Raw genomic sequence first — 24,863 nt, 5'->3', positions numbered from 1 at the left:
ATAGAAATGGCTACCGCTGAAGTAACAGCTGGAGCGAACTACGGGTTCTTCTTCGACCAGACACTGTGCACGGGCTGTAAGGCCTGCCAGGTCGCCTGTAAAGATAAGCACGACCTTCCGGTCGGCGTTAACTGGCGGCGCGTCGTCGAATACTCGGGTGGCTCCTGGCAGCAGTCAGGAAACACGTTCACTCCAAATATTTTCACCTACTACACGTCGATCGCATGCAACCACTGCGAGGACGCCATCTGCATGGAGGTCTGCCCGACCACCGCGATGTCGCGCCGCGAAGATGGCACGGTCTACGTCGACGCCGACAAGTGCGTCGGATGCCGCTACTGCGAGTGGGCATGCTCCTACTCCGCGCCGCAGTTCAACGCAGACACTGGTCAGATGACCAAGTGCGACCTCTGCTACGACTACAGGTCGACCGGTCAGGATCCGGCCTGTGTGTCGGCCTGCCCGTCGCGTGCGCTCGACTGGGGTCCGATCGACGAGCTGCGTGAGCAGTACGGAACGACAGACAACATCGCCCCGCTCCCGGATCCGTCCGTGACCAACCCGCGCCTGGTGATCAACCCGCACCGCGACGCCCAGTCCTGGGACTCGCAGTCCGGCGCCATTGCGAACCCGAAGGAAATCTGATGAACCTCCACGAACTCCCCATGATCCTCTTCACGGTCCTGGCGCAGCTGAGCGTCGGCGCATTCGTCGCGCTCGGTGTGATCAACGTTCTCGGCATTCCGAAGTACGGCCGTGACACCATCGAACGGATCACCGACCCGGCGATCTACGCGATCGGCCCGACTCTCGTGCTCGGCCTTATCGCCTCCATGTTCCACATGAACGACGTGTCGAACATGTTTAACGTCATTAGGAACTGGGACTCGTCCTGGCTGTCCCGTGAGATTATCTTCGGCGTCGGCTTCGCCGCCCTTGGCTTCCTGTTCGCCATCATGCAGTGGTTCAAGATCGGTAGCCACGCGATCCGTCAGATCATCGCTGGACTCGCTGCAGTCGTCGGCCTTGTTCTCATCTACTCGATGTCGATGATCTACTACACGGTCGAGACGATTCCCGCGTGGAACACCTGGGCCGTTCCCTTCCAGTTCTTCGCGACGACCTTCCTCCTCGGTGGTCTCGCTGTCGGATCGGCAATCCTCATCCATATGTCGCTCCGTTTCAAGAACGCCGAGAAGCTCAACAACGGTGACGAGTTCACCGAGGTCGATCCCCCTGTCCGTACGGACGGTGGAGTGGGCCTGCTTGAGCGGACCCGCGTTCGGGCCGCGACAATGACCCGCGAGCCGATCACCGCGACCTCGAAGGACGTCAAGGCCGCGCAGACGATCATCCGCTGGATCGCCATCACCTCGGTCGTCATCGGTGTCGCCATCTTCATCGGCTACATCTTCCACATCACCGGTCTCGCAACCGGTGTTGCCGAGCAGCAGCTCGCCGCTGAGCAGTACCAGACCGGATTCTTCCTCGTCCGTCTCGCTTTGCTCGGCATCGCCGCTGTCCTGCTTGCTGTGTACACCTTCAAGTCCGCGAACCAGGAGTTCACCACCCCGAATACCATGATGATCCTCATGGTGTCGGCTCTCGTGATCGCGACTGTCTCAGAGTTCATGGGCCGCTCGGTCCACTACGACACTCTCTTCCGAGTGGGTATGTAGTCCTGACAGAAAGGAAGGGCGGCACCGACCGGTGCCGCCCTTCTCTTCTGCAGACGAGACGTCAAATCACTCCTGATGAGGAGCTCGGTCCTTCATGTACTCGTCGACGAGTGCCTTAATTTTGGCGATGAGGGCGGTGGACTCACCTTCGCCTTGGCCGACCGCCATGCCGATAAGGAACGCAGTAAGCGGGGCACCCGGCCGCGAGGGACCGTACGCGATCTTTCCGATGAGCTGGAGTAGCGGGGCCTCGGCCTCCGCCATGACCTCGGGAGCGATGTTGAGCTCCTCGGCGACAGCCGAAAGCCAGCTCCTCATCGCTTCCATTTTCTCAGGAGTATCCCTTGCCATCTGTTCCTACCTTTCGTCGGCGTAATGCCCACATTGTCCCACGACGCTACACTTATTCGAGAACCCTCTAAGGAGAAACGTGAATCCTTCCCTACCTTCCCCCGAATCGCTTGACCGCCTCGCCGCAGCGTTCGCCACTCTCGGCCGACTGCACCTGCAGTCCCCCGATCAAGAAACGTTGGACCAGCTCAAGGAGTTACTGGTCGAGTGGCCGCTCGAGGAGAAGGATGACACAGCGTTCGGTCTTGACGAGCTCCGTAAGTCGTTCGATGAGGGCGAGTCTGTCTCCGACATCCGCCGCGACCACAACCTCCTGTACGGGGTGACCGCAACCGCAAAAGTGCCGCCGTATGAGTCCGTTCACCGGAACCAGGATCGGCTCGTCTTCGATAAGGAGACTCTCGAGGTGCGCGCGGAATACCGCAAGCTCGGCCTGCAGGCCCCGAAGCTCAATCAAGAGCCGGATGATCACATCGGCCTTGAGTTCAACTTCATCGCCCAGTCCTGCCTGCGCAGCCTTGACGCGCTCGACCAGGGGTCGACAACGGATGCGTCCCGCTACTACGGGATCGGCGCGGTGTTCATGCACCAGCACATCAACGAATGGGTGCCGCAGATGCTGGAGCAGGCCGCCGAAGCGGCAGAGACGCACTTTTACTCGGGCGTCATGTATCTGTCTCTCGGTGCGATCAGCGCCTACGCAGAAGCAGAATGACGAGCCTCCGCCTTCTCCACTCCTGGCTTCGGGCCAACGAGCCCGGTCCGATCGCTCTCATCGCTGCCGGTGAACCGGAGCTCGTAGCGGAAAAGAAGATCCCTGCCGTTCTACTCGGAACGCCGCTAGCGGACGTGCCGTCGCACGAGTTGCTTGAGGCACTCGGCCTCGGCGCAACCATCGTCTATCTCCACGGTGATCCGGGACCTCTCGGCTCCCTCATGGCGATCCTTGAGGGAGCTGGAATCGAGAGGATTCGGCTTGGGACTGCCGCAGTCAAGCCTCGAGAGTCGTTCGGCGTCGATGATGTTCCGCATTCGCGACGCGACCTTTTCGGTCTCGGACGATCCGATTTGCCGCTGCCGGACGAGAGCCTCCTACCCGAGGACCGGGAGCGCCTCGCGTTGCGAGGCGTTGTCGATGCTGAGGGCGTGGATCCAGCCGTGTTCGCCGACGTACCGTCACATGGACTCATCCTGCGGACGTCGGGATGTACGGCGTGCGGTGTGTGTGTCAAGGCGTGCCCGACAGATGCTCTGGAACTGTCCCACCTCGAAACCGGCCCTGATCGGCGCATCACAACCCTCGCGGTCTACGACTCACAGTGCATCGGGTGCCGCAAGTGCGTCGACCTCTGCCCCGTTAATGCCTTTACTGTCGCTGGCCCCACGTCCTGGGAGACAAGGCTCGGCGACAGCTCTCGCAGGCCGTTGGAGACGATCCCGACGGTGAAGTGCGAGCGGTGTAAGACGTTCTTTCCCATGAGGGAGGGCGGAACCCTGTGCGCCACGTGCAGGGCGACCCGGGAAAACCCGTTCGGGATCCGCTGGCCAGAAGGTGTCCCGAAGCCGCCCGGAGCCCGATTCTGAGATCGAGGAGCCACCTGAGAGGCCCCACCTGCTTCGCGGGTGGGGCCTGTGTGATTGTCAGGTTAGGATCGGCCTTCTTCACGCTGACTTTTCAGCACAGGTTCACACCGCATACCGACCCCTGCTCCGAGGAACCCGGCCGTTTTCTCTTCGCGCGATGTCGCTTGCCGTCACACAGGCGCAACCGTGACGTAGAAACGTCACAGTCCGATTCGGAGGCGGTCGCCGTGCGCTTATCCCGCGCGCCCGCAACGTCGAGGTTTAGGCTGAGCCGGTCCACTCGTGCGTGCCGTCAGGGAACTGCTGCTTCTTCCAGACGGGAAGCTGAAGCTTGACCTGTTCGACAACCTCGTTGAGCGCATTAAACGCTTCAACACGGTGCGCGGCGGAAACTGCGGCGCCGAGGGCAACGTCACCGACGTCCAGGTGACCGGACCGGTGGACGACGGCAATCGCCTCACAGCCCGATGCTGTGGCCACCTCGTGGGCGACCCTGGCAACAACCGTGCCAGCATCCGGGTGAGCTTCGTAGTCGATTGAATCGACTGAACGGCCGGCATCGTGGTTGCGGACGATCCCCTTGAACGTCATCACAGCACCGGCTTCGGATCGTTCGACGAGCCGGATGAGCTCATCCATGTCGATCGGGTCAGCCGTCACTGTCGCGAACACGACATCTGCATCGTGGTCCGGGTGGACACTCGCATGCTGGGCCTCCCAGGTTGCCTGCGCGTGCGGGGTCAGTAGTACCTTCGCACCATGATGGTGCGCGGCAGGAACCTCGAGTGCGGAAACATGGCCGCCATGGTCGTGTGCGAGGTGCGGGACAGGGTGGTCGCCGCCCTCAAGCTGGTCGACGACGTGGTCGAGTAGCGGCCCGATAACGTTGATCGTGTCCGTCACGCCACCGCGCGAGCCCGGCGCGTTGACGACGAACGCATCGGTCCCGTCGACAGTGACGATGCCGGCAAGAGCGCGGGACAGTGGCGCGGCCGGTGCGTTCTTCGCAGCCTGGCGGATAAGGGACTCAATGCCGTCGAGTCGCTTGGTAATGAGTGGGAGAGTGCCTTCTGGCGTCTCATCGCGTGGGGAAATGCCCGTGCCACCGGTTGTGACGATGACGCGCGCTCCGTCGCGCACCGAGTCCTCGATTGCACGTCGGACGGAATCGGCTCCGTCGGGGATAATCCGGGTTTCGCTGACGGACACCGACCACCCGCCAAGCAAAGCGGCTGCAAGCGGTCCAGACAGGTCTTCTCTTTCACCGCTGAAGCATCGGTCCGAGACGGTGAGAACATGAGCGCTGATCACGCGCCCATCCTACCGTCATGCCGGCTTAGGGCGGGGGCGACAGCGATCATAGTGGGCAATATGACGCCTGTCCCATAAATCGGACATAGGTCGCCCGGTAGAGTTGAGCCATGTTGCCCCTCGTCGAGCCGGGTCCACCGCTGCCCCCTGAACAGACCGTCAGATATTCTCGCCACCTCATGTTGCCGGAGATCGGCGACATCGGGCAGCGAAGACTAAAAAATGCCCGCGTCCTCGCAATTGGTGCGGGCGGTCTCGGATCCCCGTCGCTGCTCTATCTCGCGGCTGCCGGCGTTGGCACGCTCGGCGTCATCGACGACGACCTGGTCGACCGGTCGAATCTGCACCGGCAGGTGCTTCACACCGATGCCGCAGTGGGCACGCCGAAGGCCGCATCGGCCGCGCGTGCCCTCACCGATCTCAACCCGGATGTCACGGTTGTCGAGCATCCGCACCGGCTCACCGTGGACAACATCGACGAAATTTTCTCGGGGTACGACGTCGTCATGGACGGGACGGACAACTTTCAGACCCGCTACCTTGTCGAAGCCGCCTGTACTCGCCTCGGCATCCCCGAAGTATGGGGGTCGATCCTTCAGTTCAACGGCCAGGTTTCCGTTTTTTGGACCGGACCGCGCGCAGTCGCGGCCGGTGCACCGGGACCCGACGGGGTCAGCCTGAGAGACCTGTTTCCCACTCCTCCACCCCCGGGCGACGTACCTTCGTGTGGCGATGTCGGCGTTCTCGGAGCACTGCCCGGGCAAATCGGCACCATCATGGCGACCGAAGCAGTCAAGCTTATCTGCGGCATCGGTGAACCTCTCGTCGGCCGCGTCATGGTCGTCGACACGCTCAAGGCAGAGATCTACACGGTGCCGTTCACACCGCGGCCACAGCCCCGGCCTGAGCCACTTACCGCCGACGAGTTGCGTCCCTACTGTTCACCGCCGAAAGTTGCAGAAGTCGACATTGTCGAGTTCGCTCGACTGCGCCAGCAGGGTGTCCGGGTCCTTGACGTCAGAGAGGATGCCGAGCGTAGGGCCGCCTACCTGCCGGGCTCTGAGCACATCGTCCTGTCCGACATTCTCGAACGGCCCGAACTCGCGGCTGGTGAGCAACCGGTCTACGTGCACTGCAAAGTCGGCGCCCGCAGCGCCCGCGCCGTCGAGGCGATGAGCAGGGTCGGCATCCAGAGCATCAATGTGACGGGCGGTCTGGACGCCTGGCAGGCCGCAGGTTTCGACGTGGAGGTTCAATCATGATGAGTTTTGACGAGTATCGGAAGCGTGTACTCGCGCTCGGCTCGGCCCTATCGAGCGAGGCTGTGCCGCTTCATGCGGCACAGGGCATGGTGACAGCAGAACCGGTATTCGCACGTTTCGCGGTCCCACCCTTCGACAACTCCGCAATGGACGGCTTCGCCGTCCGCTCCGAGGACGTCGCGAGCGCCCCAGTCACCCTGCGTGTCACCGCCGACATCCCCGCCGGCCGCACCGACGTGCCGGAGCTTGAGCCTGGGGCTGCCATGAGAATCATGACCGGGGCGCCAATGCCGAAGGGTGCGGACGCGATCGTTCAGGTCGAAAAGACGGAGAATCCAGAGCGGAACATGCGCGCCGAGGCCCCCGACGAGGTAACGATCCTCGAAGCCGTCCCCTCGGGGCGGAATCTGCGGTTCGCGGGTGAAGATATCGACGCGGGCGAGCTTGCGATTGAGGCCGGGGTCCGGCTCGGACCCACGCAGCTATCGGCCCTGGCTTCAATTGGCCACGGCTTTGTCAGGGTCCACCGTCGTCCTGTCGTTGGAGTCCTCTCGACCGGTTCTGAATTGAGGAAGCCGGGTGAAGATCTCCAGCCTGGTCAGATTCCGGACTCCAACTCGACACTCGTTCGCCTCATGGTTCGTGAGGCGGGCGGCCAGGACATCCTTCTCTCCTCATCCTCAGACGACACGAAACAGTTCGAGGCAATCATCAAGGAACACGATTACCTCGATGCCCTCGTGACAACTGGCGGTGTCTCTGCCGGGGCGTTCGATGTCGTCAAGGAGTATCTGAGCGAGCACGGGGTCGACTTCGTCTCGGTGGCCCAGCAACCCGGAAAACCCCAGGGTTCGGGAATGTTGAGAATCGGCGACCGCGAGATCCCGGTCCTGTGTCTCCCTGGCAATCCGGTGTCTGTCTTTGTGTCGATGAAGGTCTACGGAGACTCTCTTATCGCGAAACTCTCAGGACTCACCGACACCGACATCCCGTGGCAGGTGTGGAAGGCGGGTGCGTCGTGGACGACGTCCGCTGGCAGGGCGCAGTTCATGCCCGTTGTCGCCGATGGCGATCGGGTTGTCCCGGCCGGGAGGGGCGGCTCAAAGTCTCATCTCGTCTACTCCCTAATGAAAACCCGAGGTCTCGCCTATATCCCCGCGGACGTCGATTCGGTCGACCACGGCGATGATGTGAGAGTGTGGTGGCTGTGAAGTTCACTCATCTGACGTCGACCGGCGAGGCGCACATGGTCGACGTATCCCACAAGAAGCAGTCCGTTCGCGAAGCGACCGCTGTCGGCACGGTCACCTGCTCCCGCGACGTCGTTCAGGCGTTACGCGACGGGACGGTTCCGAAGGGGGATGTCCTCGCTGTCGCCCGCATTGCCGGCATCGCTGGCGCCAAACGAGTCCCCGACCTCCTTCCCCTCGCGCACCCGATTGCCCTCCACGCCGCCACGGTTGACCTGTCGATTGAGGACCATGGGGTCGAAATCGGGGCGACCGTTCGCACGGCTGACATCACCGGCGTTGAAATGGAGGCGTTGACCGCGGTGACCGTCGCCGCCCTCGCCATCATCGACATGGTCAAAGGCGTTGATCGCTCTGCCGAGATCTCGGGTTGCCGCATCATTGCCAAGTCCGGCGGCCGCTCAGGCACGTGGTTCCGGTCCGGATACGAGGAATGATCGGGGCAATCGTTCTCGCGGGCGGCAACGCCCGCCGCCTTGGCGGCACATCAAAGGGCGACGTTGTCGTCGGCGGGCAGACGATGCTGAGCGCAGTCACGGACGCCTGCCAGGCCGCAGGGGTGCCTCGAGACAACATCATCGTCGTCGGCCATGCCGAGACCGAGCTGAGAAGGACAGTCGAGGATCCGCCACGCTCAGGTCCCGCCGCCGGTATCGGCGCGGGGCTTGACCATGTGACCGGGGGCCGTCTCTTCATTCTCTCCTGCGACATCCCCTTCATCGCCTCGGGCCTGCCCACCCTCATCGACTCCTACACTGGCGAGGGTGTGTGCTTCGGCGGTGAGAAGCCCCAGTACCTCGCTGGCCTCTACTCCGCTGCCGCTGTGCGGGCCCGCGTCCAGCACCTTATCGAGGAGGGCGGCCTCGCCGGCCTGCCCGTACGCGCACTTCTCGGAGCGCTGGAGGTGACAGTGCTTGGTCCCAACCCTGCGGCACGGGATCTCGACACATGGGATGAGGTCGAGCAGGCTCAGCGTGACTGAGCCGCCGCCCACTGACCTTCGACCATGCGAAATTGACCGCTCGGTGTCGAGCGTCAATGGCGCTGCGGTCCGGCTACTGGCGGCAGCCGGGCTGTCATTTTCATCGATCGATCTGACAGTCAGCCGCGCGGCCCCTTTGTTCAGCTCTCCTCTCTCATGAGTCGACAGATGTCCTCTATCCACCTCCAGGCGTGTTGCGCCATGCTCGCATGGACCGCCGCCCACATTTGAGCAGGCGACGACGCTGGCTGATCCCTTCTTCGCCTGTCTTCATCGCGCAAAGATCGTCTGACGATGCAGAGCGCCCCACTGTGGAAAATCGGCTCGTCCTTACGTGCCTGGGCGGGTACGTTCACCTGTTCGTCGTGCTGCGAACTTTCGTTTGACCTGGTGCTCAGCCGCCGAGGAAGTACCTGCGTAGCAGGGAGTTCTCGTCATTCATGCGCTCCTCAACCGGGCCATAGTCAGACACCTTGCCGTCGGCGAGGACGGCAACGTCGTCGGCGAAGACACGGATGTCGGCGATGTCGTGAGTGACAACAACACCAGTACGGCCCGTGAGGGCGTCTCGAATAAGGGTGCGGAGTTCGACCGCGCCTGCGACATCCATCGCCGCCAGCGGTTCATCCAGCAGAAGGATCGTCGGTTCGACAGCGATCGCGCGTGCGAGTGCGACGCGTTGCTGTTGGCCGCCGGAGAGCTGGTTCGGCATCCGGTCGGCGAGCGCACCGATGTTCATTCGCTCGAGATGCTCGTGTGCCAACTCGCGTGCCCTGTGGCGTTGCATTCCACCCGCCCGAAGTCCGAACGCAACATTGTCGAGTGCCGACATGTGAGGGAACAGCGTCGGATCCTGGGAGAGGAGGGTGATGGGGCGGCGGTGCGGACTTACCCACTGCTCCCCCGCAACGACGGTCCCCGCGAGCGTGATCGTCCCACCTGGGTCTGGAACGATAAGGCCGGCAAGCAAGCCGATGAGGGAAGACTTGCCCGATCCGTTTCGGCCGATGACGGCAAGGGTCCTGCCCCGCCCGTGCTCGAGATCGAACGTCAAGCCTCGATCAGAGAGCCCCGCGTGGAGGGAGATCATGTTCGCACCCTCCTGCCTCCCGCAGTTAGCGAGACCACGAGGACAGCAAGGACGAGGAGGACGAGCGACAGGGCGAGGGCCGTGTCCGGGTCGACTTCGCGCTGGATGTAAATGGCAAGCGGGATTGTCCGCGTCGTGCCCTCGAGAGAGCCTGCGAAGGTCAAAGTTGCGCCGAACTCGCCCAGGCACCGCGCGGCAGACAGCGCCGTACCCGACACAAGTGCGGGCAACATCATGGGGAGGGTGACGTGGAACAAAATGTAGGTGGGCGAGGCCCCGAGCGTCGCAGCGATCTGTGCGTGGGACGTCCGGTTCGACCGGAGTGCCGCCTCGAGGGAGGTGATGAGGAACGGCATCGCCACAAACACCTGTGCCATGACCACAGCTGTCGACGTGAATGCGATGTCGATCCCGAGAAGGGACAGCTGCTCCCCGAGCAATTTCCTCTTGCCAAAAGTCGACAGCAGCGCGAGGCCAGCCACGACCGGAGGGAGCACCATCGGTATCGTGACCGCGACCCTGAGGAACTCGGCCGATCTGCCGGTCAGTCGCGACATGTAAACGGCGAGCGGGACGCCGAGCAGGACACAGATGATCGTCGACACTGTCACTGTGCGCAGTGACACGCCAAGGGCCGCAAGCGCTGAATCAGACGCGAGGATCCGCGGAACATCCGCCCACGGCATGTCGATGAGCAGGCCGACGATCGGCAAGGCAAGCGCAAGGAGGGCGAGTGCCGCCCCGAGGAGTATCCAGCGCGGCGGCGCCCCAGCGGTTCGCCACATCACTGGACTTTGAATCCGAGAGCTTCCATTCGAGCTTTGCCATCTCCGGTCGTGAACGCGTCAATCCACTCCTGCTCGACATCATCAGCTGCGTCAGACCCGATGAGAAGGAGTGGGTAGATGTTCGGGAACTCCTCCGAGCGCGGAATATCGATGGTCTCAACCGACTCACCGGCGCTGTTCGCGTCGGTTCGGTAAACCAACCCAACATCGCCCTGGCCGGAGGTGATCTTGCCAAGCACATCGGTGACCGACTGCTCCTCCGAGACGGGTGAAAGATCGATCTCGTTGGCGGCAGCTAGCTGCACAGACACGTCCCCGCACGGGACCTGGGGTGCACAGACGATGAGGTCGGCCGCGTTCATCGTCTCGTTGAAGCCAGTCACTGCCGCAGGATTGCCCTGAGGCACGACCATGACAAGCTCATTGCTGGCGACCACATCGATCTGGTGGCCGAAGCCGCCGTCGACAATCGTGTCCGCGGTCGACTGGTTAGCGGTGATGAGAATGTCGGCGTCCGCGCCAGCTTCGATTTGGGCGACAAGATCGGCCGATCCGGAACACACTGTCGTCACATCGAAGTCGAGAGCCTCCTCGACATTCTCTGCCAGGTCGCAGAGCGAAGCGGCGACCATGACGGTGAGCTCTCGATCATCGGTCGTTGACGAGCAGCTGGCGAGCACGACAAGTGCTGCACCTAGGGCGAGCGTCCGTTTCATTCTGACATCTCCGATCTGATTGATACGCTCGTCGCTTTCACAAGCGCCGTCGCGGGCGAGCCAACCTCGAGTCCCATCTCAACCACGGCTTCTGCGGAAATGAGGGACACGACGCGATAGATCCCGCACTGAAGATCCACCTGCGCCATGACTCCGTCTTTTTGGATCCGGGTGACAATGCCGGAGAACTCATTGCGAGTTGAGACCGCATCATCGTGGTCCGACTTACCCTCGGCGAGCCGAATCGCCAGCTCGGCCACAGAACTCCCCTCGACGAGGATGCGGCTTCCGTCGCGCCGGGATTCGAGCGACCCCTCATCGATCCAGCGCCGAACCGTATCATCCGAAACACCGAGAAGCCGCGCGACATCGCGGACCTTATATATTGACATAACGGAAAGATTACACCGCATATGCGTTTTCTACAAAACAGATTAGACGCATATGCGGCGCATTTTGGATAAACTGGGCGCGGCCTGAATCCGCTGTCGGAACTCACACTGGAGCCGGTATCAGGAGTATACTTTTGAGCATGCCGATCACTCGGTCGGTGATCCCGGACGGAAGGAGGCCCTATGAGTGATATATCTAAGGCAAAGGAAGCGCTGATCTCTTCGAAGGCCGTTCAGGCCTGCGACTAAGCGCCCCCGGTGTAGCATCCCTCAGGGAATGCGTGATGCACCGCCACATAATCATGGGCGTCAGGGATCCAATCCGGAGTCATCGCTGAACTTGCCCGCTGTGCCCGGCCGATGGCCGGGCACAGCGCTGTCCTGAGACGCCGACATTCGCTAACAGAGCGTGTGCCCGCACTGGAGACGTCCACGCACCATTTCCGCCCGACACTCACCTTGCACCGCTCCTTTAGACTGGTCGCATGACTGACCCAAGGCTGTGGCTCGAAGATTCGAACACTGAGACGCTCGCGTGGGTGAAAGAGCGCACCGATAGGACCCTCGCCTCATACCGAGGTGACGAATTCGAATCGAAGCGCTCCGCGATCTTCGACATCCTCTCCGCCAAGGACAAACTCGACCTCGGAACGCTACGCGGTGATTACGTCTACAACTTCCACACGGATGCGGACCATCCGCGCGGCCTGTGGCGGCGGGCCACTCTCGACAGCTACCTGGACAAGCCTGACTGGGACGTCCTGCTCGACGTCGACGCGCTCGGCAGGGAGGAGGGTGAATCCTGGGTGTTCGGCGGGGCGAACCTCCGTCGGCCCAACTTCGACCGCGCGCTCATCACTCTCAAACCCGGCGGGTCCGATGCGAACGTTGTCCGTGAATTCGACCTCGAGACCCGCACCTTCATTGCTGACGGCTTCACCGCTCCTGCCTCGAAGGGGTCGATGTCGTGGATGAGGAGGGACTCCGATTCCGTCCTCATTGCCCGAGACTTCGGGCCAGGAACCCTCACCGACTCTGGATATCCGCGCTCGGTGCGGCTATGGCGGCGCGGCGGCGCCGTCGATGAAGCTCCGACGATCCTCGAGGGTGAGCGCGAGGATATCCTTGTCTCTGCCTCCCACGATTTCACCCCGGGCTATGAGCGCACGTTCGCGGTGCGGGCGAAGGATTTCCGTGACACCGTCGTGTACGAGGTCGATCACGACACCCTCGAGCTCAAGGAGATCCTTCTACCCCACAGCGCGGGAGTTGGCACGATTCAGGATTGGGCTGTTGTCGAGTTGCGTTACGACTGGGAGCTTGACGATGAAACCTTCCTGGCCGGTTCGCTGCTCGCGCTACCCTATGAGGATGGCCTAAACGGTCCGGTCGCGGACCGGGTCGTCAAGATTTTCACCCCCACTCCTCGCGCCTCTCTCGCAGGAATGACGGAGATCCAGTCAGGCGTCGTGTTCACCACGCTCGACAATGTCCGATCACGGGTCTACTTCGCGTCGATAGACACGTGGGAGGTGACAGAGCTCCATCCTGAGCTCGACACATTCGATTCAATCGGCGTCGGCGCTGTCGACCGTGAACGAGGTGATGAGGTGTGGGTGACGACGACAGGATTCCTCACGCCGACAACCCTCCTTTACGGGACCGCCTCCCCGGACGGACTCGACGTCACGAAGGTGCGGTCCACCCCCGAACGCTTCAGCACAGACGGGCTCATGGTGGACCAGCAGTGGGCGGTATCGGCTGATGGCACGAAGGTTCCCTACTTCCTCGTCGGCCGTCCCTCGGCACTGACCGGCAGCGAGCCCGCCCAGTGTCTGCTAGATGGATACGGCGGCTTCGAAGTCTCCCGCACCCCCAGCTATCTCGGAGCCTACGGAAAAGCATGGCTCGAGGATGGCGGGGTTTACGTTGTCGCCAACATCCGCGGAGGCGGGGAGTTTGGACCCGCCTGGCACCAGGCCGCACTCAAGGAAGGCCGCCATCGCGCCTACGAGGACTTCGCTGCCGTCGCCATGGATCTTGTCGCGAACAATGTCACGACAGTGCCGAAACTCGCCGCGATAGGGGGCTCGAACGGCGGTCTTCTCATTGGCAACATGTACACGACCTACCCCGAACTGTTTGGGGCGCTTGTCACCCGTGTTCCACTGCTCGACATGAAGCGCTTCTCGCACCTCTTAGCAGGGGCGTCGTGGATGGATGAGTACGGCAATCCCGACACGGAAGAATGGGAAACGCTCCAGCGCTACTCGCCGTATCACAACGTCAAGGAGACCGGTGAGTACCCGCCAATTCTCGTCATGACGTCAACGAAGGATGATCGCGTACACCCTGGTCACGCACGGAAATTCACTGCCTTGCTCGAAGAGCTCGGACACGATGTGGAGTACTACGAAAACATTGAGGGAGGCCATGCGGGGGCAGCGGATGCTGAGCAGAGCGCGCTCAGTCTTGCACTCATCTTCGAGTTCCTCAGCCGCAGGCTGGCGTAGGCACGAGAAAAGCCGGCCGTAGCCGACTGTGTCAGATCAATATGAATGCGTAGAGGCCGACCATGCCGAGGATGACCATGACGGCAAGAACTGACTTCCATACGGGTGGCTTTCGCGGGGTGTAGTCGTGTCCTGGCACGTAACCTCCGAAATCATAGCCGCCTGAAGTCTGGCGCTCCCGTCCATGGTGAGTGCTATTCGTCAATCCAGGCCTCCTTCAAGAGAATGTGGAAACATGTCGGGTGCGCGTCGTCGCGTGCCGCAAATTGTCCGCGACGTGAGCGGGACCATCCTCGCTATGGTACGGTGCGCCACCAGAAAACGGTGCGAAATGGTACGCCGGCTGAACACGTGCGCAGTACGGCGTCAACGGCTAGCACGGAATTGCATGAATATGCAGGCCTTTGTTGCGCTTTACGACCGCGGAAATCGGTTGCGGTACAGAATCGCATCCCATGGCCCAAGTTGCGCATGTTCACGCGCGTTTACTTCTTTGTGTCACTCCCTTGTGAAGAGGATGACGCTGGCTTAGCCTCGTAGAACTACCTCACCTCCAATGACGGAAGGGTCTTAATGAAGGCAGTAAGAATTCACAAGTATCACGAGATGCCAAAACTCGATGACGTTCCGGAGCCGGAAATCACCGGCCCCTGGGATGTCATCGTCAAGATCGGCGCAGCAGGCCTGTGCCGAACAGATCTCCACATCATCGAAGGGCAGTGGGATCCGATCCAGAATCCCACCCTCCCGTACATCCTCGGCCACGAGAACGCTGGCTGGGTGCACGCAGTTGGCTCCGCTGTTACCAACGTCGAGGTTGGCGACACCGTCATCATGCACCCGCTCGTCACATGCGGGCTGTGCGCAGAGTGCCGCCGAGGCAATGACTCGCACTGCTCGAACGCAACGTTCCCCGGCCTCAACACAGAGGGCGGCATGGCCGAGTACATGCTGACGAACGCACGCGCAGTCGTCAAGCTCGATCCGATGCTGGAGCCTCGCGACATCGCTGCGCTTGCAGATGCTGGGCTCACCGCCTACCACGCGGTCCGCAAGACAATTCCGAAGCTTCATCCCGGCACGCACGTTGTCGTCATGGGCTCCGGCGGTCTCGGCCACATCGGTATCCAGTCGCTTCTCGCGCTGACTCCTGCTCAGATCACCGTGATTGACAAGTCGGAGGCTGCGCTCGAACTCGCAAAGGAACTCGGCGCCCACCACACGGTCCTCAGCACCGATGACGAGGCTGTCATCAAGCAGGTCCACGACATCACGGGCGGCGGCGCCCATGTTGTCCTCGACTTCATCGCGGAAATGGGAATGGAGCTCCTCGGTCCCCAGCTCATCCGCAACCAGGGCGATTACTACGTGATCGGCTACGGCGGCATGGTGAAGATCGAGACTCTCTCGATCATTTCCCGCGAGATCAACGTCATCGGCAACCTCGTCGGCACGTACGAGGATCTCGTCCAGCTCATGACGCTCACAGCGGAGGGCAAGATCTCCCTCCACACATCCGTCTACGATCTCGAAGCGTACGCGGATGCGATCAACGACCTCGACAACGGCCGACTGGTCGGTCGCGGAATCCTGGTTCCGTAACCACCGGGCAGACAGTGGCGGCAGGACATCACCCCTGCCGCCACTGTTCTTTTTCCCCCGAACCGACAGCACCAGGCGACTCACCCAGTGCGGCCTCCGCAGGACGGCATAGCCCGCAGGCGGACGTAGAACATCTGACGAGCAAGAAACTCACCTTCAACTCATGTGCCGCAGAGAATCTGCCCGTGTGTGCCCTTGTCAGCGGATACGGTGGTCAAATAACACCGCAGTTAACTGGGAGCCCCTCAATGATCACACGTATCTCTGTCTCGCTGATCGCCCTCGGCGTGCTTTCACTCGCTGGTTGCTCCTCCGTTGAGAACGTCGCGACGGCACCGTCCATCGACGTCACCGCCGCGGTCCCCGAGCCGACGCCAGCTGCGGAGGAGACACCCGTGGCTTCCACACAACCCATTCCGAGCTCGGAGGAGTCCCAGCCTGCCCCTGTCGCTCCAACCGCAGTCCCACAAGAAGCCGCGCAGCCCGCCCCAGAGCCAGCGAATCCGCCGGCTGACACCACCAGGTTCGGACCCACGGTCAAGAACGCGCGTGGCAATTTGGTGAAGGGCATCGGACAGCTCGCAGGATACGATCAGACAGCCTCCGGGAACATGACCGTCGAATTTAGGGTCACCGCGATCGAGCCGAACTACCAGTGCACGAGTGGCTTCGCCGCAGCTCCACTCAACGGTAACTACATCGCTGTATCGATTGAGATCGAGACATTGCCATCGCTCGCAACGGCTCCCGTTCCCACGTTCCATTTGAGCCAGTACAACATGGCCATCATCTCCCCGAACGGAATCTTAGAGAACGACTCGATCGGCAATGCGTACTTCTGCTCGCAAGATTCCGAAACGCTGCCCTTCGAGATAGGACCCAGTCAGAAGGCATATGGAACAATTGTGCTAGACAGCGCACACACCTCAGGTAGCCTCGTCATCTCGCTACCGGGCGGAGCGTCCTGGGAATGGACGTTCTGACACGAGCCCTGTCACGAAGCTCAGCCCCCGTCGCGACAGGTTAGATTCTCGGGCCTGATGGATCGAAGAACCACGGTTCTCTCTGCATTTGGTCAACCTCGAACCGTTCGACAAAATCGACAACATTGTCACTCTCAATACCGAGCGAGCTGGAAATGAGGGAGAAGATCTGCTTAGTTGACCACCCCGACGCGTGTAGCTCCCGCAACGTCACAGCGCCGTCCCTCTTCGCGAGCCTCTGCCCCCTCGGATTGAGTACGAGCGGGACATGAATGTATTCGGGCATCTCATACCCGAGCAGCCGCTGGAGGTAGACCTGGCGGGGCGTTGACTCGAGCAGATCATCGGCTCGGACCACCTGCCGGACCTGCTGATGCTCGTCATCGACCACGGCAACGAGGTTATATGCATACGCCCCATCTCCCCGCCGGATGACGAAGTCGTCGATGTATCCTGTGAAGCTACCGCAGACCCGATCGGTGACCGTCAACGCCTCGCCAGTAGTGCGCAATCGTAGCGCTGGCCCACGGTTCATGGGGGCAAGCTTTGCTCGTCCTGCCTCCCGCTCTTCAGGCGTCAGGTCCCGACACGTGCCCGGATAGGCGCCCGGCGGTTTATGTGGGGCGCGCGGGGCATCCCTGATGTCTGCGCGAGTGCAGTAGCACTCGTAAAGGAGGTCCTGCTCGAGCAAGTGACGGACCACTGCGGCGTAGGCTGAGGTCCGCTCGGACTGGAAGAGGACATCGCCGTCCCAGTCAATTCCAATCTCAGCAAGGTCTCTCAGCTGAGTCTCGACATATTCGGGTCTGGCCCTGTCGTCGAGGTTCTCCATCCGCATGACGAAACCCAGGCCCGCCTTGCGGGCACACGCCCACGCGATGAGGGCGGTGCGGAGGTTGCCGATGTGGAGGTCACCGGATGGTGATGGGGCGTAGCGGCCCGTCGCATGAGCAACCATGTCACACCTCCCGTGACCAGAATAGTACGAACGCTCGGCGCACAATTTCGTCGCCGAGAAACCTGTCAGATGGAAGCCGCCCGAGTGATCGGGCGGATTTCAGTCGTCGTGTATTGCCTACCTCGGACGCCAGATGACAAGAGCTGAGCTCGCCCGGGACCGGCCGGCTGGCGGACGCTCGCCGCGGGACAGCGCGATGATGGAGCCATCCTGGGTTGCGGCAAAGACGCGGCCGTCGGCTTCCTCCTTCTCGAGTAGCAGGCCCCTGAGCTTCCCGATGGTCGACCTCAGTCGACTGTTCTCTCGCCGGAGCTTCTTGACCTCGTTCTCGAGCTTGAGAATGCGGGAGATGCCGGCAAGGTTGATGCCCTCTTCCTGGGAGAGCTGCTGGATCTCCTGGAGCGCCTCGATGTCGTTGAGGGAGTAACGGCGGCCGCCGCCCTTTGTCCGGGACGCAACGACGAGGCCGAGCCGGTCGTACTGCCGGACAGTCTGGGCGTGCATGCCAGCCATCTGCGCCGCTATGGAGACGGAGAAGACAGCCTCGTTCCTGGACAGTGAGGGGCTCATGAGACCTTCGCCAACCTCGCAAAATCAGCGCGCGGATCAGCGTCGTCAGTCGCCTGGTGGAAGGCCTCAACGGCCTCCTTAGCTTCGGCTGAGAGCTTCTTCGGGACGACGATCTTCAGGGTGACAAGCATGTCGCCGGGAGTGCCCTTGCCCGTAATGCCCCGGCCGCGCACGCGTAGCGTTGTGCCGGATGAAGAACCGGCTGGGATCTTCATCGTGACGGAATCCCCGTGAACAGTGGGTACCTGTACCTGGGCGCCGAGGGCAGCCTCCGAGAAGGACACCGGCAACGTCATCCGGACATTCTTGCCATCCAGCTCGAATACCGGATGCTTCTCAACCGAAATGGTAAGAATGAGATCGCCGGGCTCGCCACCGTTCTCTCCGGGCTGACCCTTGCCGCGCAGGCGGATTTTCTGGCCGTCGTGGACCCCGGCCGGGATCCGAGCCGTGAACCGCTTGCCGTAGTTACTCACCTGGACGGTCGTACCCGACACAGCCTGTGCGAGCGAGATTGATGTCGAGGCGGTCTCATCTGCACCCTTCTGTGGCCGACGAACGTAGCCGCCGCGACCAAAGCCCTGCCCGCCGAAGGGACTACCGCCCCCACCGCCGAACATACCGGAGAGGATGTCCTCAAACCCGCCGGTGTTTGTCGTGTGAGTGCGGGCACCGCCGCCGGAGAACATTGACGAGAACACGTCTTCAAAGCCTCCGCCGCCAGCTCCGCCCGCAGAGAAGCGGGCGCCACCCGCCCCCATCGCGCGGATCGCGTCGTACTGCTTACGCTCCTCGGGATCGGATAGGACTGCGTACGCCTCCCCGACGTCTTTGAACTTGCTCTCCGCGGCCGTGTCACCCGGGTTCTTATCCGGGTGGTGGGTGCGCGCGAGCTTGCGGTAGGCCTTCTTAATCTGGTCCTGGGTGGCGTCCTTGGACACACCGAGCACCTTGTAGAAGTCCTTGGTCAGCCAATCCTGACTAGCCATGGCGCATCACCTTTCTTTCTCGGTTTGGTGCCGGGCGGTTGAAGGCCCGGCACCAACCGTCACTGCGGAGAGACAACGCCCACCCGTGCGGGGCGGAGAACTCTGTCTCCCATCTTGTATCCGGGCTGGATGAGGGTACCGATCTGCTCGGTCTCCACATCCTCGGAGGGGGTGTTCATGAGAGCATCGTGGATCTCGGGGTCGAATGGTTCGCCAACTTCCCCGAACCTCACGAGCTGGTAGTTCGTCTCGAGGGTGTTTTCGACCTTCGTGGCGATTTGGCCTGCTGGCCCTGTGAGATCATCGTGCTGTCGAGCGAGCTCGATGTCGTCAAGGACGGACAGGAGTGTCTCAAGGACCTCGGCGATGCCAGCCTTCTTCTGTGCCGCAGCCTCTGCCTTCGAACGTCGGACGTACGCGTTGTACTCCTGCGACACGTTATAGATGTCGGCTCGAGAGCGTGCGAGCTGGTCTTCAAGGTCGGCGATCGTGGCCTGGGCGGCTTCGAACGGATCGACCGCTTGAGCCGCCCCTTCATCGCCGCCGGCGTCTGTCGGCTCGGTACCAGCGTCGGTCGTCGGCCCTGCACCGGACTCAGCCGGATCACCCGCAGGCGTTGCCGCGGGATCCAGCTGAGTCTCGTCCACTCCGCCAGCGTCCTTAGAGGTCATCTCTTCGGGCGACTGGTTGTTATTCACTTGTCGTTACCATCCTCGAGTTCAGATTCGACGGTCTCGCGGCCGCCTTCGGCGGGCTCCCTGTCCTCCGGAGAGGCAGCGCCGCCCGTCGTTGTGTCTGCCGGCTCGGTCTCGTGACCAAGCTCAGCCTCGACGGTCTCTCGGCTACCCTCAGCCTTCTCCATCGTGTCGGATTCGGGGGTGTGCTGATCGTCGGAGGTCTTCTTGCTGTCGTCCATGCTCATCAGTTATTTCCGTCCTCTTCGTCATCGACAACCTCGGCGTCGACAATATCTTCGTCACCCTCGGCCGGCTCGTCGCCGGGACCCTCGGGGGTGCCAGCATCCTGCTGGGCGTAGATGGCCTCGCCGATCTTCTGCGACTTCTCCGTCAGAGTCTCGTTCGCCTTCTTGATCGCCTCAACGTCGTCGCCCTCGAGTGCGGACTTCAGATCGTCGACAGCGCCCTGCACGTCGGAGACGAGAGCGTCGTCGAGCTTGTCCTTGTTCTCCTTAAGGAGCTTATCGATGGAGTAGGCCTGCTGCTCCGCGAGGTTGCGAAGCTCAGCTTCCTCCTTGCGCTTGGCGTCCTCGGCTGCGTGCGCCTCCGCCTCCTTGATCATACGATCGATCTCATCCTTCGGCAGGGCAGAGCCTCCCGTGATGGTCATCGACTGCTCCTTGCCGGTGCCACGGTCCTTGGCCGACACGTGAACGATGCCGTTGGCATCGATGTCGAAGGTGACCTCAACCTGCGGCACTCCGCGCGGCGCGGGGGCGATGCCGGTGAGCTCGAAGGTACCGAGCGGCTTGTTGTCTCGGGCGAACTCGCGCTCACCCTGGTAAACCTGGATGAGGACGGACGGCTGGTTGTCCTCCGCCGTCGAGAAGACCTCGGAACGCTTCGTCGGGATCGCGGTGTTGCGCTCAATGAGCTTCGTCATGACGCCACCCTTCGTCTCGATACCGAGCGACAGGGGCGTGACGTCAATGAGAAGGACGTCCTTGCGGTCTCCGGTGATGACACCGGCCTGAAGGGCGGCACCGACAGCGACAACCTCGTCCGGGTTGACGGACTTGTTCGGCTCCTTGCCACCGGTGAGCTCCTTGACGACCTCGGTCACCATCGGCATACGAGTCGAGCCGCCAACGAGAACGACATGGTCGATGTCGCTGAGCTTGATGCCAGCGTCACGGATGACATTGTTGAACGGCACCTTCGTGCGCTCGAGAAGGTCGTTCGTCATGTCCTCAAACTTGGCACGCGTGAGCTTCTCGTCGAGATGTAGCGGGCCGTTCTCGGTCTGCGACAGGTACTGCAGGGTGATGTTGGTCGATGTCGCAGAAGACAGCTCCTTCTTCGCCTGCTCAGCGGCCTCCTTGAGGCGCTGGAGAGCAATCTTGTCCTTCGACAGGTCGACGCCATAGTTGTTCTTCGCCTGGCCGACGAGCCAATCGACGACCTTCTGATCCCAGTCGTCACCACCGAGACGGTTATCGCCGTTGGTCGCGCGCACCTGAATGGTGGAGAAGTCGTCATCATCCTTGCCGACTTCAAGTAGCGAGACATCGAACGTACCGCCGCCGAGGTCGAAGACGAGAATAAGCTCGTCCTCCTTGCCCTTCTCTAGGCCGTAGGCCAGAGCGGCCGCCGTCGGCTCGTTGACGATGCGCTGCACGTTGAGGCCAGCGATCTGGCCAGCTTCCTTCGTTGCCTGACGCTCAGCGTCATTGAAGTAGGCGGGCACGGTGATGACCGCGTCAGTGACCTCTTCGCCCAGGTATGCCTCGGCGTCGTTCTTCAGCTTGGTCAGGATGAAAGCAGAGATCTGCTGGGGTGTGTATGTCTTGTCGTCGATTTCGACGGACCAGTCAGTGCCCATGTGGCGCTTAACCGACTGGACGGTGCGATCGACGTTCGTCACGGCCTGGCGCTTGGCGATCTCGCCAACCAGAACCTCACCCGACTTCGAGAAGCCAACAACCGACGGGGTTGTCCGCTGGCCCTCTGCGTTCGCGATGACCGTGGGCTCGCCGCCCTCAAGAACAGCCACACACGAGTTCGTGGTGCCGAGGTCGATGCCTACTGCACGTGCCATAGTCAATAATCTCCTTCCGGGCCGTAAGCCCAGCCGCCGAAGCGGCACTAGAATTTTTCCCCTCAAGTGTGGACCGACCGCACTGGTTGTGTCCAGCCGACTGGCTTTTTCTTGAGTCCACCAATGTCAACTTTGACTCCGCGCATTTTATTCCATTGAACCCCAAAACATTGACATACAACACATTCGCAGTCTTCTGGGCGCTAGCTGAGTGGGCTTCGCTACGACAGGTCTATGGAACACCGCAGGCCGCAACGCGCCGCCTCCTTCATCAAGACCGGTTCCCTGTCCGGCGCCCAGTGGGGTCGGTAGGGTGATGATCAGGGGTGTCGAGGTTCGGCACCGGAGAGGAACCAATGGACTTCGACTCTCAGGTCACAGCGGTCACGAGACGGACGGGACGGCGAGGGAAAAAGCGGACGGTCGAACTCGAGCAGGTGTTCTTCGCCGAACCACCCGCTGTCTGGGATGCCCTCACCAGCCCAGACGCCATGAGCCAGTGGTTCGATGAGCTGTCGGGCAACTTGAAGGAGGGCGGCCGGTATCGGCTAGGTCAGAGCCTGCACTCTGGCGCCATCCGCACCTGTGACCCTCTGAGGCAACTCGATGTCACGTGGGAATACGAGAACGACGTATCGAGCCTGCACATCACTCTCCGGGCTAAGGGGGAGGAAACCCTCGTCAATCTTGTGCATGCGGTGGATGCGGATGAGCACTGGGACATGTATGGCCCTGCTGCGACCGGCATCGGGTGGGAAGGTGCGTTCCACGCTCTCACCCTCTACCTTGCGGGCGACTCTCAATCGAACCCGGCAGAAATGGCCAAACAACATTCGACTCCCGAAGGACTGCAATTCATCACAGACCTCGCCGAGTCGTGGCGGGAGGCGCACGTCGCCGCAGGAGCAGATCCTGACCTTGCCAAGGCTTGCGCAACAAGGACAGCAAGGTTCTATCGCGGAGAGGCACCTCCAAAATAAGTCCCACTTCTCCTCAGCTTCGCCGCCTCCACCTTTCTGCTCCACCTCGTTGCAAGCTACTCTCTGCCATTGCGCGAAAGAGCACTCGCACAGCACTCCACGTGTGCTTCTAACCGGGATTGCGTCTCGCTTCGCCGTCCCAGTCGCGATTCCCACCATCGCAACAACCGCGGCCCATCCGTCTTCACCGGCTGCGACGTCACTCCATCGAATGGGTCGGGGCGCTCGCAGAGAGTAAACGGGCGGACGCGGCCAGCACGCGCCTTACGGTTCACTGCCTCTCCCAGCCCAGCGTTGTGCTCTTCATACGCGAGCTGTGCGGCGTCGCGATTGCACTTCTTCCGCGACGAGGACAGCCGCGCGAGGAGTAATCGCCAGGCACGGACGGCTGACGCGCTCGAAACCCGATACCAAGTCCTATTCGCCCCGGGCCGCCTCTCCCGCTTCAGCACGAGATAGAAGCGAGCCCGCAGACTGCAGATGTAACTGGTACCTGTTGCACTCGCGTAAGATCTGGCTTATATTTGTAACCGGTACCTTTTCAACAGGTGCCAGTCACAATTAAGGAGTAACAATGAATGACGAATTATTTGGAAAGTTCCAATACGCGATGCATCTCATGAAACCGCATCGCCGAGGCGGCCGTGGGCGAGGACCTCACCCTGCCGCCGATCCCACTCGCGGGCAGGGCCGAATTCTCGCGGCGCTCAAACTGCAAGATGACGTCCCAACCAAGGACCTGGCCTTCATCCTCGGCATGAGGGTGGCGTCCCTCAATGAGCTTCTCGCTAAGCTCGAAACAGCTGGCCTCATCGCCCGCGAGCAGTCGCCCGAGGACCGTAGGGTCGTTCTCATCTCTCTCACGGACGAGGGCCGGAGCATCGAGCAGATGCGTCCCGAGGTCCCGGATGTCTTCGAGGTTCTGAGTGAAGAGCAGCGAGAGCACCTCGATTCAATTCTTGACGCGATGATCGAGCACCTGGAGTCGGTGAGTGAAGACCCGAGCGAAGACTTCACCTCATGGACTGAACGTGTCCGCGAGCGCATCGGCGATGACCGGTTCGAGGCGTGGATGAAGGACGCAGAGCAGTTCGGTCCCGAGAGCCCCATCCACCACTACGCTAGGCGCCGCGGGCTGCATCACATGCACGGTGGACACAAGGGCGGTCGACACCATGGAGGCGGGCCTGGCGGCGGCGGACACCACGGACACGAGGGCGGCGGACACCACGGAGGCGGGCACGAGCGCGGCAGGCGTCGAGGCGGCGGTCGTTGCGGCAATCACGATATTGCCTAGGCGTTGCCGTCTCGGTAGCGGCCGCGACTCAGTCCTCCCAGGGTCGACACCCGGTGTTGACCTGAAGGATAAGGCCGCTACCGCGAGCCTTCGTCACATGGACGACGCCGCCATCAGGCCTGTTGTAGAAGTCAACGTAAAACCAGGCGCTGCCACTGGAGTCAATCATGTGGTCGTAGCCGATCGGCTCGACTTCTTCTCTGACGATCTCGAGGACGCGGGGGAAGCCCTCATCGGCAAGTCCGAAGGTCATCCCCTCGTCCCGCGACGTGTACCGACCCTCTCCACTGGGAAATGTGCACGTCGCGTAGTCGCCACTGTCGTAGCGCGTCTGGCTGATATTTTCCCACGCCTGCGATCCGAACTCGTGATCGATCCGAGCTCGGATGTTCTCCATGGCGCGTGCCAAGGCCCAATCAGCCGTCGCGATATCTGTGCGTTCGGCGAGCGGCCTGGAGCCGTCAAAAAATAGACTTTCCTCCACCATCGACGTTGTACTCCCAATAGTCATGTGGAATTTTTATCAGCGACGTGTTCTGAGCCACTGGGGCGAAGGTCCCTTGCCCTGGATCGCGGGCTGCGGATAATACCCTTCGAGTCTGGCGGTTCTCGCCTGCGTTCAGCACATGTCCGAAACATTCAGCCAAAGTCACGCATGGCACTTCACGCTGAACGAGCAACACTCTAGCTGTGACACGCACCACGTGTCGAGATGTTTTCGAAGCTTCGATTGATGGTCTCGAGTCCGGCCTGAGAATATACTGGGCGCACAGCATCTGACCTGGGCCAAC

26 protein-coding genes are annotated in these 24,863 nt (G+C 61.7%); 13 read left to right on the top strand and 13 right to left on the bottom strand.

The window, feature by feature from the left end:
- Positions 1-6: 6 nt before the first annotated feature.
- Together H7E91_RS00785 and H7E91_RS00780 are read left to right on the top strand one after the other, a co-directional pair.
- Positions 7-645, top strand: a complete 639-nt coding sequence (locus tag H7E91_RS00785; protein ID WP_182353157.1) for a DMSO/selenate family reductase complex B subunit — start codon at positions 7-9, stop codon at positions 643-645.
- Positions 645-1,679 carry a dimethyl sulfoxide reductase anchor subunit family protein gene (locus tag H7E91_RS00780; RefSeq protein WP_182353156.1) on the top strand — a complete coding sequence of 345 codons (1,035 nt, stop codon included), beginning with the start codon at positions 645-647 and terminating at the stop codon, positions 1,677-1,679. Before H7E91_RS00785 ends, H7E91_RS00780 begins: the two co-directional genes overlap by 1 nt.
- Before the next feature lie 66 nt (positions 1,680-1,745).
- On the opposite strand, the gene H7E91_RS00775 is transcribed toward H7E91_RS00780, so the two are convergent.
- Entirely contained in the window at positions 1,746-2,030 is a 285-nt protein-coding gene (locus H7E91_RS00775; RefSeq protein ID WP_182353155.1) for a DUF6457 domain-containing protein, read from the bottom strand.
- Between the two features lie 79 nt (positions 2,031-2,109).
- On the opposite strand from H7E91_RS00775, the gene H7E91_RS00770 reads away from it, so the two are divergent.
- Both H7E91_RS00770 and H7E91_RS00765 read left to right on the top strand, forming a co-directional pair.
- Positions 2,110-2,745: a molecular chaperone TorD family protein gene (locus H7E91_RS00770; RefSeq protein WP_182353154.1), complete on the top strand. Its 636-nt coding sequence runs from the start codon at positions 2,110-2,112 to the stop codon at positions 2,743-2,745.
- A complete protein-coding gene (locus H7E91_RS00765) occupies positions 2,742-3,614 on the top strand; it encodes a 4Fe-4S binding protein (protein ID WP_182353153.1) in 873 nt (290 codons plus the stop codon). The genes H7E91_RS00770 and H7E91_RS00765 overlap by 4 nt, the downstream gene beginning before the upstream one ends.
- A gap of 261 nt (positions 3,615-3,875) precedes the next feature.
- Here H7E91_RS00765 and H7E91_RS12050 read toward each other — a convergent pair whose 3' ends face one another.
- Positions 3,876-4,925, bottom strand: coding sequence for a molybdenum cofactor biosynthesis protein MoaE (locus tag H7E91_RS12050; RefSeq protein WP_338401685.1), 1,050 nt, complete (start codon positions 4,923-4,925; stop codon positions 3,876-3,878).
- A 110-nt stretch (positions 4,926-5,035) separates the two neighbouring features.
- Between H7E91_RS12050 and H7E91_RS00755 the strand changes: the two genes are divergently transcribed.
- The 4 genes from H7E91_RS00755 to mobA are packed head-to-tail and all read left to right on the top strand — an operon-like array spanning position 5,036 to position 8,419.
- Positions 5,036-6,187, top strand: coding sequence for a ThiF family adenylyltransferase (locus H7E91_RS00755; RefSeq protein WP_182353152.1), 1,152 nt, complete (start codon positions 5,036-5,038; stop codon positions 6,185-6,187).
- Positions 6,184-7,398 carry a molybdopterin molybdotransferase MoeA gene (locus H7E91_RS00750; protein WP_182353151.1) on the top strand — a complete coding sequence of 405 codons (1,215 nt, stop codon included), beginning with the start codon at positions 6,184-6,186 and terminating at the stop codon, positions 7,396-7,398. Before H7E91_RS00755 ends, H7E91_RS00750 begins: the two co-directional genes overlap by 4 nt.
- Positions 7,395-7,874: a cyclic pyranopterin monophosphate synthase MoaC gene (gene moaC / locus H7E91_RS00745; RefSeq protein ID WP_182353150.1), complete on the top strand. Its 480-nt coding sequence runs from the start codon at positions 7,395-7,397 to the stop codon at positions 7,872-7,874. The genes H7E91_RS00750 and moaC overlap by 4 nt, the downstream gene beginning before the upstream one ends.
- Entirely contained in the window at positions 7,871-8,419 is a 549-nt protein-coding gene (gene mobA, locus H7E91_RS00740) for a molybdenum cofactor guanylyltransferase (RefSeq protein WP_182353149.1), read from the top strand. Before moaC ends, mobA begins: the two co-directional genes overlap by 4 nt.
- A gap of 394 nt (positions 8,420-8,813) precedes the next feature.
- On the opposite strand, the gene H7E91_RS00735 is transcribed toward mobA, so the two are convergent.
- From H7E91_RS00735 to H7E91_RS00720, 4 genes are read right to left on the bottom strand one after another with little or no spacing between them, the layout of a single operon-like run.
- Complete coding sequence (locus H7E91_RS00735) at positions 8,814-9,509, bottom strand: ABC transporter ATP-binding protein (RefSeq protein WP_182353148.1); 696 nt, start codon at positions 9,507-9,509, stop codon at positions 8,814-8,816.
- A complete protein-coding gene (locus tag H7E91_RS00730; protein ID WP_182353147.1) occupies positions 9,506-10,294 on the bottom strand; it encodes an ABC transporter permease in 789 nt (262 codons plus the stop codon). Before H7E91_RS00730 ends, H7E91_RS00735 begins: the two co-directional genes overlap by 4 nt.
- Entirely contained in the window at positions 10,294-11,013 is a 720-nt protein-coding gene (locus H7E91_RS00725; protein ID WP_182353146.1) for a molybdate ABC transporter substrate-binding protein, read from the bottom strand. The genes H7E91_RS00730 and H7E91_RS00725 overlap by 1 nt, the downstream gene beginning before the upstream one ends.
- Entirely contained in the window at positions 11,010-11,405 is a 396-nt protein-coding gene (locus tag H7E91_RS00720) for a TOBE domain-containing protein (RefSeq protein ID WP_182353145.1), read from the bottom strand. The genes H7E91_RS00725 and H7E91_RS00720 overlap by 4 nt, the downstream gene beginning before the upstream one ends.
- A gap of 485 nt (positions 11,406-11,890) precedes the next feature.
- On the opposite strand from H7E91_RS00720, the gene H7E91_RS00715 reads away from it, so the two are divergent.
- The 3 genes from H7E91_RS00715 to H7E91_RS00705 all read left to right on the top strand — a co-directional run bounded on the left by H7E91_RS00715 (position 11,891) and on the right by H7E91_RS00705 (position 16,503).
- A complete protein-coding gene (locus H7E91_RS00715) occupies positions 11,891-13,918 on the top strand; it encodes a prolyl oligopeptidase family serine peptidase (protein WP_182353144.1) in 2,028 nt (675 codons plus the stop codon).
- A 573-nt stretch (positions 13,919-14,491) separates the two neighbouring features.
- A complete protein-coding gene (locus H7E91_RS00710; protein ID WP_182353143.1) occupies positions 14,492-15,520 on the top strand; it encodes an NAD(P)-dependent alcohol dehydrogenase in 1,029 nt (342 codons plus the stop codon).
- Positions 15,521-15,768: 248 nt separating this feature from the next.
- Positions 15,769-16,503 (top strand): RodZ family helix-turn-helix domain-containing protein, encoded by a 735-nt coding sequence (locus H7E91_RS00705; RefSeq protein WP_182353142.1) that lies wholly within the window; start codon positions 15,769-15,771, stop codon positions 16,501-16,503.
- 40 nt (positions 16,504-16,543) lie between these two features.
- Here H7E91_RS00705 and gluQRS read toward each other — a convergent pair whose 3' ends face one another.
- From gluQRS to dnaK, 6 genes are all read right to left on the bottom strand, one after another.
- Entirely contained in the window at positions 16,544-17,461 is a 918-nt protein-coding gene (gluQRS, locus tag H7E91_RS00700) for a tRNA glutamyl-Q(34) synthetase GluQRS (protein WP_182353141.1), read from the bottom strand.
- Positions 17,462-17,578: 117 nt separating this feature from the next.
- Positions 17,579-18,031, bottom strand: a complete 453-nt coding sequence (locus H7E91_RS11905; protein WP_182353140.1) for a heat shock protein transcriptional repressor HspR — start codon at positions 18,029-18,031, stop codon at positions 17,579-17,581.
- The gene (locus tag H7E91_RS00690; protein ID WP_182353139.1) at positions 18,028-19,020 is read right to left on the bottom strand and encodes a DnaJ C-terminal domain-containing protein; all 993 of its coding nucleotides are present in this window, start codon (positions 19,018-19,020) and stop codon (positions 18,028-18,030) included. Before H7E91_RS00690 ends, H7E91_RS11905 begins: the two co-directional genes overlap by 4 nt.
- A 59-nt stretch (positions 19,021-19,079) precedes the next feature.
- A complete protein-coding gene (locus H7E91_RS00685) occupies positions 19,080-19,718 on the bottom strand; it encodes a nucleotide exchange factor GrpE (protein ID WP_338401684.1) in 639 nt (212 codons plus the stop codon).
- Entirely contained in the window at positions 19,715-19,942 is a 228-nt protein-coding gene (locus tag H7E91_RS00680) for a hypothetical protein (protein ID WP_182353138.1), read from the bottom strand. Before H7E91_RS00680 ends, H7E91_RS00685 begins: the two co-directional genes overlap by 4 nt.
- A complete protein-coding gene (dnaK, locus tag H7E91_RS00675) occupies positions 19,942-21,795 on the bottom strand; it encodes a molecular chaperone DnaK (RefSeq protein WP_182353137.1) in 1,854 nt (617 codons plus the stop codon). Before dnaK ends, H7E91_RS00680 begins: the two co-directional genes overlap by 1 nt.
- A gap of 356 nt (positions 21,796-22,151) precedes the next feature.
- Here dnaK and H7E91_RS00670 point away from each other — a divergent pair, with 356 nt between their 5' ends.
- Both H7E91_RS00670 and H7E91_RS00665 read left to right on the top strand, forming a co-directional pair.
- Positions 22,152-22,775 (top strand): SRPBCC domain-containing protein, encoded by a 624-nt coding sequence (locus H7E91_RS00670; RefSeq protein ID WP_182353136.1) that lies wholly within the window; start codon positions 22,152-22,154, stop codon positions 22,773-22,775.
- Between the two features lie 574 nt (positions 22,776-23,349).
- Entirely contained in the window at positions 23,350-24,072 is a 723-nt protein-coding gene (locus H7E91_RS00665; protein WP_182353135.1) for a MarR family winged helix-turn-helix transcriptional regulator, read from the top strand.
- A 28-nt stretch (positions 24,073-24,100) separates the two neighbouring features.
- Here H7E91_RS00665 and H7E91_RS00660 read toward each other — a convergent pair whose 3' ends face one another.
- The gene (locus H7E91_RS00660; protein ID WP_182353134.1) at positions 24,101-24,583 is read right to left on the bottom strand and encodes an LppA family lipoprotein; all 483 of its coding nucleotides are present in this window, start codon (positions 24,581-24,583) and stop codon (positions 24,101-24,103) included.
- Between the last annotated feature and the right edge of the window lie 280 nt (positions 24,584-24,863).

This window comes from Flaviflexus huanghaiensis (assembly GCF_014118685.1).
Taxonomy (GTDB): Bacteria; Actinomycetota; Actinomycetes; order Actinomycetales; family Actinomycetaceae; genus Flaviflexus; species Flaviflexus huanghaiensis.
The sequence above is the reverse complement of the archived record's forward strand: the minus strand, read 5'-3'. Positions and strand labels throughout refer to the sequence as shown.